Raw genomic sequence first — 19,383 nt, 5'->3', positions numbered from 1 at the left:
AATCCTTCGTCTGCGGTCGCCGTTCAACAAACAACTGGTTCTTGTCCACCATAAGGATCACCTGAAAGTGAGCCGTCACTACTAATCGAATTAAATAGGTAGGCTGGCGCAATATATGGTGGTATCAGATTGCGCTTTCAAGCCCTCGCTTGCGCCCGTCATTCGAGTCGTCCTTAAGGCCGAAGCGGGCGCTCTAAGCAAGTTTTGCACGTATCTTTTGCACAAAAAATATCTCTGTAAATCAATGCGCCAAAACCGGAGGGCTGATCTGATTTCTTCAAGTCGAGACCGTTCGTGCACTCAGTCACGTCCGGTCGCCGGTGGAGACGTCCACCGTACCAGAGGGGGACTCTCACACATCCAATCCTTCCAGACTATGGAGCTTCCCCTGCCGCAGCGCGCGGGCCTTCATCATCACGAAGAAGACAGGAACCAGAATCAGCACGTGAATCGTGGAGGTGATCATGCCCCCGACAATCGGTGCCGCGATCGGCTTCATCACATCCGACCCTATGCCAGTCGTCCACAGGATCGGCACAAGGCTCGCCAGAACGGCAGCCACGGTCATCAGTTTGGGGCGCAAGCGCTGGACGGCGCCTTCAATGGCCGCTTCTTCGATATCGGCACGCCGCAGAGCAGCGCCTGAGGCAAGCTTCCGATCAAGTGCTTCGTGCAAATAGACGACCATCACAACTCCAGTCTCGACCGCGACCCCAAATAACGCGATGTACCCAACCCAGACCGCGACGCTGAAATTGTAGCCAAGGTACCATTGGAGAAGAAGCCCTCCCGTCATCGCGTAGACCGTCGGAAAAATCAGAACCAAGGCCTCCGTCACGGAATGGAACACCATATACAGCAGTAGAAAAATCGAAATGAAGACGATCGGCAGAATGATCTTTAGGCGCTCCTTTGCGCGCAGCTCAAATTCATACTGGCCAGACCACTTCAGACTGTAGCCGGCCGGCAGTTGGAGCTTCTCATGCAAGAGTTTGTCGGCTCGGGAGACAAAGCCGCCGTAGTCCCTTGTCTTCAGATCCAGATACACATAGCCGGTCAGGGCCGCGTCTTCGTCTCTAATCATCGCGGGTCCTTTCGAAAACGAAATCTTGGCGAGTGCGCCGAGCGGCACCTGCGCGTTCGAAGGCGTCGCAATCACCACTCGCTCAAGTTTTTGAATATCGTCCCGGAAGTCCGCGGCATAGCGAACCGAGATGGGATAGCGCTCGCGCCCCTCGATATTCACGGCGATGTTCTCCCCGCCTATGCCAGAGGTGACCGCCCGCTGCACATCGCCCACAGTCAATCCATAGCGCGCCGCTTCCGCACGGTTGACTTCCACATTGACGTAAAATCCTTGTGCCACGCGCTCGGCAAAGACAGATCTCATTTCTGGCATTGCACTGAGGATCTGCTGAACTCTTGTGCCCAATGCCTCAATGCCATCAAGGCTCGGGCCTTCAATCTTAATCCCCACCGGCGTTTTAATTCCGGTGAGCTCCATATCAAGTCGATTCTCGATCGGCATGGTCCATGTATTGGTCAAGCCGGGAAACTGGAGTTTTGCATCCATTTCCGAGATCAGCTTCTCATAAGTCATCCCCTGGCGCCATTCGCTGCGGGGTTTGAGCGTCACCGTGGTATCGTACATGTCGAGGGGAGCGTTGTCTGTCGCACTGTCCGACCGGCCGATGGAGCCAAATACACTTGCCACCTCCGGGAAAGAGCGAAGGATGCGGTCCTGTTGCTGCAGCAGCTGCGTCGCCTGGCCAATCGAGATTCCGGGGAGCGCGGTTGGCATGTACAGGGCCGCCCCCTCATAGAGGGGCGGCATGAACTGACTCCCAAGCTTTAAGGCAAGAGGAGCCGTCACAGCCAGGAAGAGGAGATTGAGCAGGACAGTCGTTTTTGGAAATCGAAGGCAGAGTTTCAAGACTGGCAGGTAGACCGCTTGCGTAATCCTCGACACCGGATTGCCCGATTCCGGCCGAAGGCGGCCGCGAATGAACAAAAGCATCAGCGATGGCACCAGTGTGATCGCAAGCAATGATGAAAAGCCGACGGCCAGAGTCTTGGTCCATGCGAGGGGCCTAAACATCCGTCCTTCCTGCGCTTCGAGCAGGAAGACCGGAAGGAACGAGACGACAATAATCAATAGCGAGAAGAAGAGCGCCGGACCGACCTGTTTCGCTGAGTCCAGAAGTATCCGCCGTCTCTCGTCATTAGTAATGCCGCCGGTGCCTGATTTTTTGTCTGCACTCCGGTTCTGCGCTTCGGACAGGTGCCGGTAGCCGTTTTCTACCATCACAATCGCCGCGTCCACGAGGACCCCGATGGCCAGCGCCAACCCGCCCAGAGACATAATGTTCGAGCTGACATTCAGGTAATACATCGGAATGAATGATGCGACCACGGCGATCGGCAAGGTCAGGATCGGAATGAGGGCCGTGCGGAAGTGAAAAAGGAAGATGATGATCACTAGGCTGACAATGATCGCTTCCTCGATCAAGGCGTGCCTAAGGGTGCCGATCGATGCCTCGATCAGGCCGGACCGGTCGTAGCCGGCGACGATCTCCACTCCTGGTGGAAGCGATCCTGAAATTTCCGTAAGCTTCTTCTTGACGCCGGCTATTACATTCAGCGCGTTCATCCCGTCACGCATAACGACGATGCCTGCGATGGTTTCGCCCTCGCCGTTCCATTCCGCCATGCCACGCCTTATATCCGGCCCGAAAGCCACGGTACCGAGGTCCCGGACCAGCACAGGAGTTCCGTCCTTACTGGCGACCGGCACCATCTCCAGATCTGAGAGCGATCGCAGATAGCCCAGGCCCCGAACCATATATTCGGCACCTTGGAACTCGATCAATCTCCCGCCCACCTCATTTGTGCTGTCGCGGATCTTATCGATCACCGTCGACAGCGGGATGTTGTAGGCGCGGAGTTTGCCTGGATCTAACCGGACCTGGTATTGCCGGACAAAGCCGCCAATGCTTGCGACTTCCGCCACCCCTGGAACCGTCCTTATCTGATAGCGGAGGAACCAATCCTGAAGGCTGCGCAAATCGGCGAGGCTGTAGCGCTGGTTGTGATCGACGATGAGATATTCATACACCCAGCCTGCGCCGGTGGCGTCGGGGCCGATCACCGGTTTGGCCGCGGCGGGAAGACGCCCCGCGATCTGCTGGAGATATTCGAGCACACGCGACCGCGCCCAGTAGAGGTCTGTGCAATCCTCGAAAATAACGAACACATAGGAATCGCCAAACATGGTCAGGGCGCGCACAGTTCTCACCTTTGGCGCGGACAGGAGGGCGGTCACGATTGGGTAGGTCACCTGATCTTCGATGATGTTGGGAGGTTGGCCATCCCATGACGTGCGAATGATTACTTGCACGTCAGAAATGTCGGGCACAGCATCCAGCGGAATCCTGCGAATAGCCCAGAGGCCAGCCAGAACCAGAAGAATTATTCCGGTGAAAACCAGAAAACGGTTGCGAACGCACAAATCAATCCAGCGGGCGATCACCTACTTGTCTCCTTCCGCAACCATGGAGAATTGTTTCTGTGCGATTGTCTGGCCCGTCTTGGTAGCGAGAACGGTGACTTGCCAAGTTCCGCCCATCTGCACCTCTCCCGGTCCCTCATAGAGTCCGCCGCCCTTGTCACCGAGTGTGGCGACACTGCGCATGGCTGCCATTCCCATCGCTGGCATGGCGGGCATGAAGAACGTCACGGTTACTTGGGCGCCTGTGATTGCCGCCCCGTCGGCGCCGGTGAGCTTGACGCGAAAGGCATTGCTGCCTGCGCGCAGAGGCGACGGGTTCGAGGAGTATTCGAGTGTCACCTGGTCTTGCGGGGCATTCATGGATGCCGCCGCTCCCGCACCGGGAGGCGGAGGTACAAAGGCCCCCAGTGCCGCCTGAGCCTGGCTCTCGGAATCGATCAGAAAATTGGCTGAGGTAGCAATGCGCTCGCCTGCTTCGAGCCCCTTCAACACGATGACATCATCACCGGCCCGGGCTCCCACTTCGATATCACGCGGCTCGAAATATCCCTCCCCATGATCAACGAACGCAATTTGACGTGCGCCTGACTGAAACACTCCGGAAGCCGGAATCACCAGCTGGCGTCCCAGCGGCGAGCCGAGGAGGACATTGACGAACATCCCGAGCGAAAGCTTGATTTCCGGATTGGGGATCTCCAGGCGCACGCGGGTGGTGCGCGTTGTCTGGTCCACCGCGGGCCAAATGAAGCTCACGCGCGCGGGGAAGGTCTGCCCTGGATAGGAATCCACGGTGACCGTTGCCAGATCCCCCACCTTCACCCGGCCGATGTCGCTCTGAAAAAGCTGGGCGTAGACCCAGACAGTCGACAAATCCGCGACCGAGTACAGCTTCATCCCCGGTTGCACATACATGTTCGGGAATGCCTTTTTATCGACAATGAAGCCGGACACGGGCGAGTCGATTTCCAGCTCGCGGCGGATTTTCCCTGTCTTTTTCAGGCGGGCGATCTCCCGATCCGGGATTTCCAGCCGCTTCATTCGCTCGGCTGACGCATTCAACAGCGACTGCCATCCGGCGGGTTCCACGTGGCCCATGCCATGCCCCAAGAGCTCCTTGGCCACCAAATAATCCTGCTCGGCCGTCACAAGCTCCGGGCTGTAGATCGTAAGAAGCGGCTGGCCCCGCCGCACCGTTTTGTATGTTGCGTCGGCGTAGACCTTTTGAACCCATCCCGAAAAACGAACTTGCACGTCGGAGAGCCGCGTTTCATCCGCCTCGACATTTCCAAAGGTCCGGATCACGTCACGTATGGTCCGGTATTCTACAACGCCAGTCTTAACGCCAATGCTCTGCATCCGATTCGGAGTCAGCGTGACTGGCACACGGTCTGGCCCAACAGCCGGTGTTCCTCCGGCAGGCGCAGCCTCATTCTGTGCCGCCGCTTCTACGCCCAAGCGAGAGAAATGCTGGCCAGACCGCCCGCCCAACCAAAGGCCCGTGGCAGCGACCGCGGCAAGGATGGCGGCCACCTGGAACGCACGCGAGCGGTTCACAGCTCACCACCGATCAACCGTTCGATCGCGGCAAGCGCCGACTGCTCGTCCATCTGCAGCTGGAACAGTTTGAGTTCAAGGGCGTGGACGCGATGCTGTGCCTCGAGCGCGATAGCGAGCTCGCCGCGCCCTTGGGAATAGTCTGCGGTGACCGAGTTGAGCACCGCCCGCGCTTCCGGGAGGGCCTTGCGGGCCACCAAGGCATCGGCTTGCCGCGCCGCCTTGAGCCGCTCGCGCGCCTCGGCAATGGCACTCTGGATATCGAGCAGCGCCGCATCGTAGCGCAGCTGGGCCGCGCCCAGCTGCGCGGTCGCCGCTTGTTCCTCGGAGGCTTCCTTGCCCCAGGGCAAGGGGATGTTGAGCCCGATGGTCGCCGCGACGCCGGGCGGGCGGTCATTGGTCTGGATCAACGGCCCGGCCCCGACGGTCAGGTCGGGGTACCAGGCTTTCTCCGCCAGGGTACGCCGCGCTTGCGCCGCATTCACCTCCGCGCTGCTTGCGGCGAGCGCCGGGCTGCTTCCGCGGGCACGTTCCACCAGGGAAGCAATAGCAAGCTCCCTGGCAGGCACTGGCCGTAGCCGCAAGGGTTCTGCCAACGGGGCGCCGGCGGGGTGCGCGAGCAGCGCGTTGAGCATTTCCCTTGCGGCCGCTCGCTCGCCATTGAGCCTCGCTGTTTCGATCTCTGCCGCCGTTTCCTCCCCGAGGGCCTTGATGACCGCCGGTTGATCGCCTTGTCCAGCGCTATAGCGCGCCTCTGCCGCCGCACGCAGACCGCGCGCGAGCGCGATGACCTCTTGGTTCAGAGCGAGGGCACGGCTCGCCACATAATATTGCGCGAAGGCGAGACCTTGATGCGTTCATCGAGAGCGTCGCGCGCGGCCCTCTCGCGCCCGCGAATGGCATCCAACTCCGCCAGTGCCGCCTCACGCCGCAGGCTCCGCTTTCCCCAGAGAGGGAACGCCTGCGTCACCATGATCGCATGCCCGCTGAAGACGCCTGGATTACGGTAGTATTGATAGCTGTCCGAGATCACCGGATCATCGAGCGCATCGGCGCCATCGGCCTTGGCTGCGGCGGCCGATGTATCGAGCGCTGCCGCGCGGAGAGAAGGGTTGAGTCGCCGACCCACGGCGAGTACGCCTTCCACCGTCGCGCCCAAGGACTCGAACTTTGCAGCCGAGGCTGATTTAGCAGGAGCGGCCTTTTGCGGTTTGCTTACCGGCTTGAAGAGTTGGTCCTCGCCCGCTGCCAAGGCGTGGCCGGCCGCTAGAATAATGGCGAGCACGCCAGCACCCGCGAAGAAACGCGACGACATGGAATTACCTCCAACCCAGTACGGGCTTTAGCCGAGGAAACCGCGTGTTTAGAAGCGCGCTTGATACGCCGGAACGCGGAGGCGTACGCCCGCGCGGTGCGATGGCTAACTAAGCGGCTATGCGGTTCGCTATAGGGGGGAAGAGGCCGGGTTTGATCGACAGCCCGGCTCGCGAAATAAGGGGCGGCCAATATGTCACGCGTCCGATTGCGGTTGGAGACCCAAGTGCCGCTGACGGCGCTGGAAGCGCCGCCGAAGAGATACAACCCACCTGATTGGCACAATCGAGCGAAATGCCCTTGCACGGCGTCTGTTTCAGTGGCGCTGGCATGGCATGGTCTTTCATAGCCATCTCTTCGTACAGCAGTCGCCGGTCATGGTTTGCGTGGCATGCCCACACTCCGACGCCATCAAGCGCGCTGACGGCATCGCCTGAACTGCGGTCCCGACAAGGAAAGCAACCGCCGGAGGACCATGATCCACATTCCTGCAACATACGCAGATCTCAACCGCCGTTCAAGGCCCCGTCTGCTTCCGCAATGGGGGTTGCTTTTGAGCGCTGCATTTACCGACGTCGTAACCAGATCATGTCTGTTTGCGTTCGTCCCTAGGGAAGCGCGCGTTCCAGTGTCCGGAATTCAATCTGACTTGCGGAGAGGCTCTTTAACGCGTAGGTCACCCACAGATGTAAGGTCTTACACGCATTTTCGTGATCAAGCCCGCGCTTGGACGCGCATGTCGGTCCGGCTTTGATCGATGACTGAGGGGATAAGACAGATTCCAACAAGAAAAAAAGTACTTAAAGCGCAACACGCTGTTCGGGTGCAATACGGCGCTTTGCCCTATCGCTTCACGAAATCTGGTGCACCTGAGATTCTCCTCGTCACCAGCCGGCAGACGAAGCGGTGGATCATTCCCAAAGGCTGGCCGATTAAAGGCCTGAAGCCGGCGAAGTCTGCTGCCCGTGAGGCTTATGAGGAAGCTGGTGTACGAGGCTCTGTCAAGACGAAGTCGATAGGAATTTTCTCCTACGAAAAGAGCTCGGTTGACGATGGAATTACAATCCCCTGTGACGTGCGGCTTTTTCCGCTGCTCGTTAAGCGGCAGAGCAAGACTTGGCCGGAATCGGAGCAGCGAGTTGCTCGATGGCTTGAGCCAACGGTCGCATTGTCGTTAATTAAAGAGAAAAGTTTGAGGAGTTTAATCTCCTCGTTCATGGAACGGCTCGCCGCTAACACTAAACTAAGGCAGAAACTGTAATCTCTATGGGGTTAGGATCGCCGCCAGCTCCGCACAATTTCAACCGCGGCAACGCTCAACCGCAACCGCCGGCTGATTGACAAGGATTGGGAGAGATAGCTCAAGGGCTTAGGCGCGCCGCATCACCTTAAGGGTGCACGTTTTTCGTTTCTCGGCAAGCGGTCGGGATGCATTCCTTTATCTTCGGAGGCAAGACGCCGCCACTTTCGCCGATGATCAGCTCATCGCCGGGCCGTACCTCGCGTTCGACGATTTCCGTGTAGGCACCGTCGTCGAGACCGAGTCGGACGGTGATCGCTGTCGGCTTTCCATCGCGCAGGATCCAGAGCTGCGACCAGCCATCCGGCGGCATCCCTGGACTACCGTCGTCGTTCGGGACTACTAGATCCCTAGGCGAATAGCGCAGTGCCTGATTGGGCGCGCGGAGGACGTCGTCGCGCCTATCTACAACGATTCGGATGGTCGCTTGCATGCCAGGTTTGAGCAACAGATCCGGATTGGCCGCACGGATGACGACATCATAGGCCGCGACGTGCTGATCTGTCTGCGTCGACTGCGGGATTTGCGTCACCTCTCCTGAAAAAAGATAGTTTTGGAAAGACGCGACCGAGAATGTGGCCTTGTCGCCGAGCTTGACCTCGCCGATGTCCTTCTCGCCGACATTGGTGTCGATGTGAATGAAGGTGAGATCCGCGGCAATGAGGAAGAGCGGTGGAGTCTCCGAGCCCGCTGAAACCATCTGGCCGATTTCGATGTTGCGCGAGATCACGCTTCCATCAATCGGCGAAGCGATATCGGTATGACCGAGGTTGATCTCAGCAGAATGGAGCGCCACTTGGAGCTGGGCGACTGTCCTCTCGTCGCCCTTCATCCGTGTTAGCGCCTGCTCATAGGCCTTGCGTGACTTGACGAGCGCTTTCCGGGCAATGGCCCGACGCTTCGCCCGGTTCTGCTCGCGCTCGAAGACCGCTTTTGCTTGGGTGACACTGACCTTGTCATTTTCGAGCCGAGTTTCGGCTTCCACCAGATCGGCCTTGGCCTGATCCACCACGATTTGATAGGGACGCGGATCGATTTTTGCGCAGACTTGACCAGCCTTCACGTTCATATTGGCATCGCAGGAGAGCGCCTTGATCACGCCGGACACGCGCGCGCCGACTGGCGTGGTTGCAATGGGCCCAATGACGCCACTAGCGGTCACGATTCGGACGACCGATCCGCGTTCGATCTTCTGCGTGACGTAATGCGCCGCTGTGCCCCGATACAAGGACCAGGTGAGCCAGCCGCCCCCGAAAGCCAGAAGAACGACCCCGGCGGCGGCCGGTATTTGCCAACCTAAGCCCCTCGTGCCCGCGCCTTGCCAGGTACCGCCTCGTCCGCTAACTGCGCTAGGTGTTGCGGCTCCACCCGTTCGATCGTCGGCGCCCCAGTCCGGCACAGCATAACGTTGGAATGATTTGATGATTTCGAGCACAATCAATGGGAAGGCAGATACGCCCAGTAAGATCAGGCCGTCTTGATAGGACATCCGTGCCGTTTTGAAGAATCGCGCCAACAGTTCACTATGTTGGCTCCAGACCTGGACAGAGATTGATGCGCCAATGACCGCGAGCAAATTGATGTTTGAACGCATATTCGTGAGCCACAGGGGGCGAGTTGCGCTGCGAGCGCCCAATGCACGGAGGAGCTCGGCAAAGACGAGTGCGGTAAAGGCATAGGTGCGTGCAAGCTCCAGTGTCGTGAACTTAAGGCCGTATGCATATGCGGCGAACGACACGCCTGCGGTCAGAACGGCGGTAAGAAGCATCATCTTGAGAAAGCCGCCGTCGGCGATACGCTCATGCTGGGGGCGTGGGCGCCGTTGCATTACTGCGGGATCAACTTGGTCCGTCGCGAGGCATAGTGCGGGCAGTCCGTCCGTGACGAGGTTGATCCACAGCAGGTGGATAGGGAGCAATGGCGCGGGCAGGCCGATGACGACGCAGACGGTCATCAGCAGAAGTTCGCCGCTGTTGCCAGAAAGCAGGTATTGAACGGTCTTTTGAATATTTTCATAGATCCCGCGACCTTCACCAACGGCAGCGACGATGGTCGCAAAATTGTCATCCGTGATGATCATATCGGATGCCTGCTTTGCTACCTCGGTCCCGCTTCGGCCCATCGCGATTCCAATATCAGCGCCTTTTATCGCGGGGGCGTCATTTACCCCGTCGCCGGTCATAGCTACGATGGCGTCGTTCGCCTGCCAGGCTCGAACGATGCGGAGCTTGTGCTCGGCGCTGACGCGGGCATAGACAGTGATGCTTGGGACGCGCTCGCGGAGCATGTCGTCCATAAGCTCATCGAGTTCGGCGCCCGACAGCGCCTTCGCATCGTCGGCGATGCCGAGCTCGCGAGCGATTGCAATTGCGGTGCGGGGCTGGTCACCGGTGATCATTACCACCCGAATGCCTGCGGCATGGCATTTGGCCACCGCATCTTTCGCCTCTGGCCGCGGCGGGTCGTATAATCCAGTAAGCCCGACGAAAACTAGATCACGCTCGACTGTCTCTGCTGTGAGCCGGTCGGGCGACAAAGGATCGAAGTCGCGAAATGCCGATCCTAGGACGCGCAATGCCTGCCCTGCAAGTTTGGCGTTTTGCTCAGTGACCTGTGCGCGATCCGCTTCGGTCATCGGGCGTATGCCGGAGTCACCAAAGATGTACGCGCAGCGCGCAAGCAGCATTTCGGGAGCGCCGTTCACGAATGCGCGGTGCCGCCCGTCGGGGAGTAAACGCACGACCGAGTGGCGCTTGCGGTCGGAGTCAAACGGGATCTCGTGGTGCTTCGGCATGTCTCGTTCGAGTTCATCCCTGCGGCCTCCGACCTTGTGTCCGGCTGCAAGGAGCGCGCCTTCCGTCGGATCGCCGATGACGTTCCAGGTGCCATTTATTCGTTCGAGGTGCGCGTTGTTGCAGCCTATGAGGATCTCGGCCATCTGTCGCAACGGCGTGGCGTGGCTGTCATCGGTCGCCTTACCCTCGATGCGGGTGTCGCCTTCCGGTCCATAGCCTTCACCCGTGACTTCATAGGTTTGGCCGGCAACGAATAACGCTCGTACAGTCATTTGGCCGACAGTGAGGGTTCCTGTCTTATCGGTGCAAATAACATTCGTTGAACCGAGCGTTTCCACGGACGCCAGTCGCCTCACCAAGGCGCGACGTCGCGACATCCGCAGTACTCCAATGGAAAGTGCCGCCGTGACGACCGCCGGCAAACTCTCAGGCAGGGCGGCAACGGCAAGGCTCACCGAAGTCAGAAAGAGTTCGAAGAATTCCGTCCCGCGGGCCAGTCCAAGCCCGAAGAGCAGCGCGACGATCGCAAGGGTGACCCAAAGGAGGATGCGGCCGAACGCTTCGAGCTTCCGCTGGAGTGGTGCTCCTTTGTCCTCGCCTGCGTCGCCGATGAGAGTTGCAACGTGTCCGATTTCGGTCTGCATTCCGGTAGCGACCACAACCGCATGCCCCAATCCGGCCGCCACGCTGGTGCCCATAAAGATCATGTTCTTCCGGTCACCGAGTGGGAGTTCCGGCTGGTCCAACGTCTCGGCACTCTTGACAACGGCCTCCGATTCGCCGGTCAACATTGCCTCGACGCAGGTGAGTGACGAGACATTCAGCAACCGCGCATCGGCCGCAACGACATCGCCGGGCTCGAGCTCAAGGATGTCTCCCGGAACAAGGTCGGTGGCGGCAACACTCGTCACCGCGCCGTCCCGCCGCACTTTCGCCTGGGGCGCTGTCATCCGCATCAACGCGGAGATCGACTTCTCGGCGCTGAATTCCTGATAGAAGCCAACCACCGCGTTCAGAATGACTATGGCAAAAATGGCGAATGCGTCGATTGCCTCACCCAGCACGCCGGATAGTGCACCCGCGCCGATGAGGACCCAGATGACAACGCTTTTGAATTGGGCGAAAAAGATCGCCCATGGGCTAATCGGCTTGGCCTCCTTCAGCGCGTTCGGTCCGTGCTCTGCGAGCAATTTCCGCGCATCCGCATTTGTCAATCCGATCGCCGAAGCGCCTAGGCGTTCGAGTACCTCATCAGCTGTCTCGCAATGCCAGGGCTTGCTCACCGGCTGGCCGGGCCGTTCCGTTGTCAATCTTTCGGCTCCGCGATCCGTGTTCGCCAGACATCAAGAAGCATCAAGGTCGTCGTGATCGCCATCGGCCCAAGGACAATACCGGCCGGGCCAAACAGCGCCAGACCGCCGACCAAAGAAATGAACGCTGGAACGGTATGCAGCTTCAGGCGGTTTCCCACCAGCATCGGATACAGGAGGTTGTCTATAGTGCCGACGACCAGCGCACCCCACGAGACGAGGATTATGGCCTTCCCCCAGCTGCCGTCGAGCGCCAGAAAGATTGCTGCTGGGATCCAAACCATGAACGCACCCAAGACAGGCACAACGGCCAATAAGGCCATGACAAGCCCCCAAAGCAGTGGCGTGGGGAGACCGAGCCACCAAAACATCAAACCGCCCAGAGCGCCCTGCACGCCAGCAACAACCACGGTCCCATAGATCGTGGCGTGAACAGTATCCACGATCTGACGGAAAAGTCGGTCCATCTCCGCATGTGAGAGCGGTGAAAGATTTCTCAGTGCCTCGAGTGCAATACGACGGTCCCGTAGGAAATAGAAGAGCAGGTAGAAGGTGAACACAACGCCGAGGAGTTGAACCACCGACCCGCGAACAAACGATGCGCCGGTGTTTGTTAGCCAGGACGCGACGTTCCCGAAAATCGCGGGAAGATTGATTTGCTGTTCAATCCATCGGTCGATCGGTGCAATCCATGGATGGGCATCGATTGCACGCCGCCAAGCGCCTCCCTCGACCTGTGCCTGGATGACAATTGCACCCTTTGCTGCTTCACTGATGAGACGCTCGGCAACGAACGTCGCCGGCACGACGATGATCAGCGCCACCACCAGGACCGAGATCGTGGCTGAAAGGTTGGGCCTCTTCAATCTGGCCTCGATTGCTTGGTGAACGGAAGCAAACAAAATCGCCAGCACGAGCGCCCAGGTGAGAGCAGACAAAAATGGGATGGCCAGCAGGTAGCAAATGTAGACCCCGCCAAAAGTTGCCAGCATCAGGACCAGTGCGTGGATCAGATTCCTCGGTTCCCAATTGTTTGCGGTCGATGTGGTTTCGTGCTCCGGTACTTCGACGCTCATGAAATCTCCGTCCGTCAGGGACTGAGGCCCGAAAACTGGTCTAATAGGCTTGCACTTATAAACAAGAACTCTTCAGCGCCGGGAGCGGCTGGTGTGGATTAGCTGGAGGCTTGCCACGGCAAAGGCACCGTACCAATTCTCAAATAAAAGTGTCGAAGAGCGAGAGCGCGCGCCGAAATTCTCAAATATCATGCCCCGAGGACTCACGAACTGAGATATTCTCACAATGAGGTGTATCGATGCCAGCCATGGCGATGTACAATGACTGTTCATAATCCGTCCAGTTCACCTCGTACGAAGACTATGCGAATAGCTGGCGAAGCGTCCTTTGATAATAAGAATTATCCGAACAAGTTCCGTAACGATAAGCGCCCCAATAATTGCTATTGTGAGTGGCCGAGCACGCTGCAGTCTCACTCAGGCTTTTGGGGCGGCTGGACCAATCGGCGGAGGTGAAGCAAGGTGAATCACAGTTTCTGGACCTGTTCCAGGCGCGCCGACCGAAGCCAACTTCGCGTGCAGAGTTCGGATGCCAATAGGGTGTCGGCTACCCTCGGCCATCGGCGCGATTCCGCGGCAAAACCTCGGTGCTCGGATTGCTCTTCATCGCGGCTGAGATGGTGGCACCTATCGTGTTGACGGCGCGATGCATCGGGTCGGAATCCAAGTGAGCATATCTTTGCGTCGTCTGTGGTTGCGCGTGCCCGAGTAAGGTTCCGATCACGTGGAGGCCCAGATGTGCACCGGCACCGTAGCTCGCGAATGTATGCCGGAGATCATGGATTCGCAGACCTGGCAGCCCCGCGGCTTTTGTTACGGCCGCCCATGGTTTCTTCAGATCGGCGCGCGGTTTGCCCTCGCAATCCTCGTTCCTTGCTGCGCCGGGAAATATATGCGGGTTCCCATGGATGCGGGGCAGCGCGTCCAGGATCGAGAGGGCGGCAGAACTGAGATAAATCGATTTTTCGTCAGTTTTGGAGTCGGGCAAGAGCAACATGCCGCGCTCGGTATCGAACCAGTCCCAACGCGTGTGCAGAATTTCTCGAAGACGGGCGCCGGTCAGCAGCAAGAGACGGATCGCGGCGATGGCATAGGGGTCGAGCGTCCGATACCGGTTTTCCGGCTTTGGCGAATGTTTGGCCTTTTCCTTGGCTTCGTCGGCATGCCACGCCAGCCCGATGGTCTCAGCCTCATGAAGAGCGCCTCCCAGACGGGCCAACTCTGCGGTACTGAGATAGCGCTGGCGGGGCCGCTCTTTGTAAGGCTCGATGCCTTTTGCGGGATTGAAGTCAGGGGGGAGTTCCCCAATCTTTGCGCCATAAGAAAACAAACCGGAAAGGGTCGCAATAACGCGGTTGGCCGTCACCGGTCTTGTCTTGCCAATCGCACCATGCAGCTTCGCGATGTCCCCGTACGAGACCGAGCCGGCTTTCTTGCTCCCTAATGTCGGCATGACCGGCGCTTTAAGATAATGCGTGTAGAGCGCCGCCGTGCTCGCCTTCTTCTTCACGCTTACCTGCTCGGCGAGAAATCGTTCAATAAGGTGCGATAGGGTAGGCGCACCCTTGGCTTGATCGCGCGCCTCGGCCGGATCGTCTCCCCTTGCGACGGCTCCGAGTTTGCTGCGAGCCTCGTTGCGCGCCTGCTCGGGCGTCATCGCCCCATACCGGCCGATAGTCACGAACCGCTTAGGACCGTTTCGCCCGTTGCCTTTCGGCCGGTAGCGGATGAGGAACGTTTTTGTGCCGCTGGTTTCGACTCTGACCCCGAACCCTCGCAGCTCCGTGTCCCAAGTGATGCGCCGCACCGTTCCGGCAGGTGCTGCGTCTATCGCTCGTTTCGTAAGTTTAATGGATGAATGTGGCATCCTACTGCCCCGGTCCCGATCTAGACTTTGGTGACCACATGGTGACCACCGGATGCGACACATTAGAAATGAGAAGGAATGATCTGACAACTATACTCTCGATAAATTAACAACTTAACGACACGGGGAAACAGGATGATAGCTACACCTTCAGTCTGGGGGACTAGGGGTCGCGGGTTCGAATCCCGCCACTCCGACCATTCCATCCTCATAGCGACGCGCCCAATGCATATTGGGCCACATTATAGCGTCGGCTATGCTGCTTACGCAGCCGCGCAAACGAGATGATTCATCTTCCTCCTATGATGAACGGAATATCCAGGATTCGCCGGCGAGGCGTCTTGATTCAAGTCAAAGCACGAGATGCGGGGTACGGTTATTGAACGTGAGAAGGACTATTATGTCTCCGAGCGCCGCTATGGCTCGTTTATGCGTTCATTCAAATATGCGTTCATTCAAAGTCCCTGAAGGCATCGATACAGGAAAAATCGAAGCGACATTTGCCAAGGGCGTGTTGAATATCAAGCTGCCGAAGCCGGCCGAGGCGTAAAAAGCGAGAAAACGATCAGCGTCAAGGCAGGCTAGCCGATTGTTGGTTCGGCGGGTGACATAAACGAGGCCCCGGCGAGGCCTCCCTCTCACTCACCAGCGTCGTCTTTGCGCCGCGGCGGGTGCTCACCATAAATTGCACCCGCTTAATCTCATAAGGAACAGAGCGGCCTAACACGTGGACACTTCTTCTTGACCTTCATGATGCAAGTCAATGATGGCGGCGTCACAAATGATCATCTTTGTTTTATGAACTTCGACGCAGTCATCCTGTCTGGTGATTTGATTCCCCTGACGCTCCCGCTCGTTCAAGCAACTTGGCCCGTCGTGGAGATGACTTCATGGCGGAACTACGTGGAGTTTTTCAACAACCCGGCAGCTTCCCAAGAGAGCGGGATTGTTGGTCTGCGGGACTCGGCGGGATGCTTCTGCGGACTCTTCGCCTACCGTCTAGACATGGAATTGATATTCGGCCGTGTCCTTGCTGTCCATTTTTTCACGGCGGTCGATGTCGCGAATTCACTGTCCACGATACGAGCCTTGCTCGGCACCACAGAAACCCGGGCGCAAGAACTCAACTGCGCAGCCGTTCGAATCCGCCTTTGCAATAGCCAAGATGAACTGGCGTCGCGGTTGTGCACTCTGGGATTAGAGTCCGAAACCGGCCAATTCTGGAAGAAGGTGGACCACAGAACCTTAACCAACTAACTTGCCTCATCTTCTAGGATAGGCAAGCCCGGGTACGGGGCGGTTGCGGTCGCTGAAGGGGTTATCTGGCGGCCGGCTGGAACCCTAGAAGGCGGCTGGATGAAGAGCGGCTAAAAGAAATCGGGGTGCGGGATTGCTGTCAAAAACGAGCCTGCGCCTCATTGGCTCCGAACACCGTGAAGTCCAAGCCAAGGTCATGCCCCACCGAACGCCTCAACCAGACAACTCCGAAATCGCGCATGGTAACCGAAGAGAAACTTGCAAATATCCTTGCGACCATCGATACCGCCGTATGGTCCATCGCCGCGGATACGTTTGAGACGCTTTACCTTAACCCCGCCGCCGAAAAGATCTATGGCCGAACGGCCAGCGCCTTTTATGCAGACCCAAAGCTCTTCATGAGCATTGTTCACCCGGAAGATCGGCCGCGGGTTGCCAAAATGCTTCCCCAACTGATCGAACAAGGCACCATAACTCTTCAGTACCGCATCCTTCGCCCCGATGGCGAGGAGCGCTGGCTGGAAGACAAAGCAACGATCGCGTATGGCGAGGGTGGCCGGCCGGTGCGATTCGATGGCATTGCTAACGACATCACTGAACGCAAAGTGCGGGAAGCGCAATTCCAAGCAAGGCAGGAGCGTCGCGACGAAATCGCGCATGCCTTGGATCTTGTGCCAGCGATGGTGCGCAAACTCAATGGTGAGATCCTGCTCTGGGGACGAGGTCTTGAGGCGCTTTATGGCTGGCGGGAGGACGAGGCCACGGGGCGCTGCTCCCATGAACTTCTCGCGACGGAGTTTCCGGTTCCATTGTCAGAAATTCAGGCCGAGCTACTAGATACAGGAGTATGGCATGGGGAACTTGTTTGCACGCGGCGCGATGGCGGGCGCGTGGCGGTCGCAAGCCGATGGGCCTTGTACCGGCGTGACGATGGCGGTCCCATATCGGTCCTTGAGTTCAATGCGGACATCACCGAAACCAGACGCGCCCAATCCATGCTCAAGGAACGGGAGGCACGGCTGCGCTCTATTCTCGAGACCGCCCCCGACGCAATCGTCACGATCGACGAGAAGGGGATCATCCAATCCTTCAGCAACGCCGCCGAGAAGCTGTTTGGTTATGCGTCCGGCGAGGTCATTGGGCGCAATATTAAGATGCTCATGCCAGCGCCGCATCGGGAAAGACATGACGGCTACGTGAGCCGGTATCTGCAAACCGGCGAAAAGCATATCATCGGCATCGGCCGTCAAGTGGAGGCACAGCGCAAGGACGGCACAATCTTTCCGATGGAACTCGCGGTCGGCGAGGTGAAACTTGCCGGGAACCACATCTTCACCGGCTTTATCCGGGATCTGACGGCACGCATCAAATTGGAGCAGGACCTCCGCCAAGCTCAGAAGATGGAAGCCATTGGCCAGCTCACCGGCGGTGTCGCCCATGATTTCAACAATCTTCTGACGGTCATCTCCGGCAATCTCGAGATTCTGGAGCGGCGGCTCACGATTGCCGAACATCGCGAAATTCTCAATGAGGCGCAGGAGGCATCGAAGCTTGGCGCCGAGCTTACCAAACGGCTGCTTGCCTTCGGGCGCCGCCAGCCCCTCAACCCAAAGCCGACCGATCTCAATGCTCTTGCTGGTGGCATGGTCGAATTGCTGCGGCGAACACTCGGCGAGACGGTCGAGATCGAGACCCGGCTTTCCGGAGGGCTGCCGCAAACCATGGCCGACCCGGGACAGATCGAAAATGCCCTTCTCAATCTGGCGATCAACGCGCGCGATGCAATGCCGGAAGGCGGACAGCTCATTATTGAGACAGCCGTGGCAGAGGTCGATAAAGACTATGCTGCCGCCTATGCGGATCTCATGCCTGGCAGATATATCACGCTCGCAGTGACGGATACCGGTTCTGGCATGACCCCAGAAGTGCGGCAGCGCGCGTTCGAACCCTTCTATACGACGAAGGGACCTGGTCTGGGCAGCGGGCTTGGCTTAAGTATGGTCTATGGCTTCGTGAAACAATCTGGCGGGCATGTGCAGCTCTACAGTGAACCTGGGCATGGGACGACCGTGCGACTCTACCTGCCGCAGCATGCCGGCGCCGTGAGAGCAGAGGCAGAGAGAGCCACCGCTTCCGTTGGGCCAGAATCCCTAGGGAAGACTGTCCTCGTCGTTGAAGATGATCCGCGTGTGCGCAGGGTCTCCGTGCGCCGTCTGAAAGAGCTTGGCTATGCTGTCATTGAGGCCGATAGCGGTCCTGCTGCATTGCTTGTTCTCGACCGCGAAGAGCCAATCGATGTGCTCTTTACCGACATTGTAATGCCGGGCGGCATGACGGGGCTCGATCTTGCGCAGGAGGCGCGGAAGCGGCGCCCCGAGCTAAAGGTCCTGGTCACCTCTGGCTATGCCGAGCCCGCAGTCGTCAAGGGCAGTCCTCTAACGGCGGATGTGGATTGGCTTGGCAAACCGTACAGCATCAATGACCTCGACGCCAAATTGCGCGAGCTCTTGGGCGGGTGACAGCGTTCCGTTCAACCAAGAGTCACAGCTGCGGCGAACACATAGCCGGCGCCGCGAACCGTCTTGATCAGGCAGGGGTTGCCTGGGTCAGACTCGATTTTCTTGCGCAACCGCATCACCTGCGTATCGACACCCCGGTCGTAGGAGGCCCATTCGCGTCCCTTGACGAGGTCGATCAATTGTTCCCGGTTCAGCACGCGATTGGGACGGCGGGCGAAGACACATAGAAGTTCGAACTCTCCGGCAGTGAGGGGCACGAGTTCGCCCGTCATCCGCCGGAGTTCGCGCCTCAGCAAATCGAACCGCCAGCCTTCGAACACAAGAACCTCGCTGGTATTCTCGCCGGTGGCCGGCTCGGACTGGACCGCGGCGGCACTGATGCGCGGACCTGCCCTGCGCATGACAGTTCGAATGCGAGCAAGCACTTCCCGCAGTTCGAAGGGTTTGGTGATGTAGTCGTCCGCCCCTGTTTCGAGCCCCGCCACGCGGTCAATCAAATCGCCCTTCCCGGTTAACATGATAATGGGAATGTCCGACCGCTGCCGGATATAGCGGGCAAGGGAAAGCCCGTCCTCACCCGGCATCATCAGATCGAGCAACACGAGATCTATCACCTCGCGTTCAAGTACGGCGCGCATTGTCACGCCGTCTCCAGCCTCGCTTACCTTGAAACCCTCATCGGCGAGATAGCGCCATAGCAGCGTCCGGATGCGCGGCTCGTCATCGACGACCAGCACATGCAATTGGTCACTCATGTAAAAGCCGGGATTTGTGTCCCGCGGGGGAAAAAACGAACATGGAGAACCTGTCACAAAGCGTTACATTCCGTCTCTTTCGGATATTAAAAGCCAAGTCGTCCGGCATCAACCAGTGACATGGCTCC

11 protein-coding genes and 1 pseudogene are annotated in these 19,383 nt (G+C 58.5%); 4 read left to right on the top strand and 8 right to left on the bottom strand.

Annotation, left to right across the window (positions count from 1 at the left end):
- Positions 1-352 precede the first annotated feature (352 nt).
- Genes QEV83_RS06845 through QEV83_RS06830 form a run of 4 tightly spaced genes read right to left on the bottom strand, consistent with a single transcriptional unit; the run spans position 353 to position 6,377 of the window.
- Positions 353-3,529, bottom strand: a complete 3,177-nt coding sequence (locus QEV83_RS06845) for a CusA/CzcA family heavy metal efflux RND transporter (protein ID WP_280130465.1) — start codon at positions 3,527-3,529, stop codon at positions 353-355.
- A complete protein-coding gene (locus tag QEV83_RS06840) occupies positions 3,530-5,062 on the bottom strand; it encodes an efflux RND transporter periplasmic adaptor subunit (protein WP_280130464.1) in 1,533 nt (510 codons plus the stop codon).
- Positions 5,059-5,886 carry a TolC family protein gene (locus tag QEV83_RS06835; protein ID WP_280130463.1) on the bottom strand — a complete coding sequence of 276 codons (828 nt, stop codon included), beginning with the start codon at positions 5,884-5,886 and terminating at the stop codon, positions 5,059-5,061. The genes QEV83_RS06840 and QEV83_RS06835 overlap by 4 nt, the downstream gene beginning before the upstream one ends.
- Positions 5,862-6,377, bottom strand: coding sequence for a TolC family protein (locus QEV83_RS06830; protein ID WP_280130462.1), 516 nt, complete (start codon positions 6,375-6,377; stop codon positions 5,862-5,864). Before QEV83_RS06830 ends, QEV83_RS06835 begins: the two co-directional genes overlap by 25 nt.
- A gap of 756 nt (positions 6,378-7,133) precedes the next feature.
- Here QEV83_RS06830 and QEV83_RS06825 point away from each other — a divergent pair.
- Positions 7,134-7,637 carry an NUDIX hydrolase gene (locus QEV83_RS06825; protein WP_280130461.1) on the top strand — a complete coding sequence of 168 codons (504 nt, stop codon included), beginning with the start codon at positions 7,134-7,136 and terminating at the stop codon, positions 7,635-7,637.
- Positions 7,638-7,764: 127 nt separating this feature from the next.
- Here the strand turns inward: QEV83_RS06825 and QEV83_RS06820 are convergent, their stop codons facing one another.
- The 3 genes from QEV83_RS06820 to QEV83_RS06810 form a co-directional block, all read right to left on the bottom strand.
- Positions 7,765-11,781, bottom strand: coding sequence for an HAD-IC family P-type ATPase (locus tag QEV83_RS06820; protein ID WP_280130460.1), 4,017 nt, complete (start codon positions 11,779-11,781; stop codon positions 7,765-7,767).
- Positions 11,778-12,857 carry an AI-2E family transporter gene (locus QEV83_RS06815; RefSeq protein ID WP_280130459.1) on the bottom strand — a complete coding sequence of 360 codons (1,080 nt, stop codon included), beginning with the start codon at positions 12,855-12,857 and terminating at the stop codon, positions 11,778-11,780. The genes QEV83_RS06820 and QEV83_RS06815 overlap by 4 nt, the downstream gene beginning before the upstream one ends.
- 547 nt (positions 12,858-13,404) lie before the next feature.
- A complete protein-coding gene (locus QEV83_RS06810; RefSeq protein ID WP_280130458.1) occupies positions 13,405-14,724 on the bottom strand; it encodes a site-specific integrase in 1,320 nt (439 codons plus the stop codon).
- Positions 14,725-15,105: 381 nt separating this feature from the next.
- On the opposite strand from QEV83_RS06810, the pseudogene QEV83_RS06805 reads away from it, so the two are divergent.
- The 3 genes and pseudogenes from QEV83_RS06805 to QEV83_RS06795 form a co-directional block, all read left to right on the top strand.
- Positions 15,106-15,274, top strand: a pseudogene (locus QEV83_RS06805) (Hsp20/alpha crystallin family protein); the annotation flags it as partial.
- 191 nt (positions 15,275-15,465) lie between these two features.
- Positions 15,466-15,981, top strand: coding sequence for a hypothetical protein (locus QEV83_RS06800; protein WP_280130457.1), 516 nt, complete (start codon positions 15,466-15,468; stop codon positions 15,979-15,981).
- Positions 15,982-16,220: 239 nt separating this feature from the next.
- Positions 16,221-18,500 carry a PAS domain S-box protein gene (locus tag QEV83_RS06795; RefSeq protein ID WP_280130456.1) on the top strand — a complete coding sequence of 760 codons (2,280 nt, stop codon included), beginning with the start codon at positions 16,221-16,223 and terminating at the stop codon, positions 18,498-18,500.
- An 11-nt stretch (positions 18,501-18,511) separates the two neighbouring features.
- On the opposite strand, the gene QEV83_RS06790 is transcribed toward QEV83_RS06795, so the two are convergent.
- Complete coding sequence (locus tag QEV83_RS06790) at positions 18,512-19,255, bottom strand: response regulator (RefSeq protein WP_280130455.1); 744 nt, start codon at positions 19,253-19,255, stop codon at positions 18,512-18,514.
- Positions 19,256-19,383 lie beyond the last annotated feature (128 nt).

This window comes from Methylocapsa sp. D3K7 (assembly GCF_029855125.1).
Lineage (GTDB): Bacteria > Pseudomonadota > Alphaproteobacteria > Rhizobiales > Beijerinckiaceae > Methylocapsa.
Note: the sequence above shows the minus strand (reverse complement) of the source record. Positions and strands in the feature narration are given on the sequence as shown.